This window comes from Rothia halotolerans (assembly GCF_004136635.1).
Lineage (GTDB): Bacteria > Actinomycetota > Actinomycetes > Actinomycetales > Micrococcaceae > Rothia > Rothia halotolerans.
This window is the reverse complement of the sequence record NZ_NOIU01000010.1, coordinates 1-684: the sequence shown is the minus strand read 5'-3', so window position 1 is coordinate 684 and position 684 is coordinate 1. Positions and strand designations below refer to the sequence as shown.

At 65.1% G+C, this 684-nt stretch carries 1 protein-coding gene; it reads right to left on the bottom strand.

Features of this window, described 5'->3' with window-relative positions; all coding sequences use genetic code 11:
* A partial coding sequence (locus tag EWV39_RS13705; protein ID WP_193554722.1) for a BCCT family transporter occupies positions 1 to 684 on the bottom strand: 684 nt, incomplete at both ends.

The following is a 684-nucleotide window of genomic DNA, read 5'->3' as shown; positions in this document are numbered from 1 at the left end:
CGCACGGTGCGCCCGCGGGAGACCCGCGCGATGAACATGCCCACGAAGGCCGACCAGGAGATCCACCAGCCCCAGTAGAACGTGGTCCAGGCCCCGGAGAATTCCTGGCCCGCCTCGCCGTCCAGGGCGAAGGTGGAGAAGGTCATCTGGATCACGTTCTGCAGGTAGTCACCGATGGACTGGATGAACTCCTGCAGGATGAAGATCGTCGGGCCCATGATCAGCACGAACAGCGCGATCACGCCGGCGAGGATGAGGTTGCCGTTGGACAGCCACTTCATGCCCTTCTCCAGGCCCGAGATCACGGAGATGAGCGTGATCAACGACAGGGCGGCGATGATCAGCGTGTACGCGATGTTGTTGTTCGCGTCGATGTTCAGGAAGCCCAGCCCCGAGGCGATCTGCATGACGCCCAGGCCCATCGAGGTCGCGACGCCGAAGAGCACGCCCACCAGCGCCACGATGTCGATCACGTCGCCCCACACGCCCTTGATCCGGTTGCCCAGCAGGGGCTTGAGCGAGTAGCGGATGGACAGCGGCAGCTTCTTCCGGTGCGTGGCGTAGGCGATGGCCATGCCGACGATCACGTAGATCGCCCACGGGTGCAGACCCCAGTGCAGGAAGGAGCGGGACATCGCGGACTGGGCGATCTGCTCCTCCGAGCCGGTGACGCCCGGAGGCGGC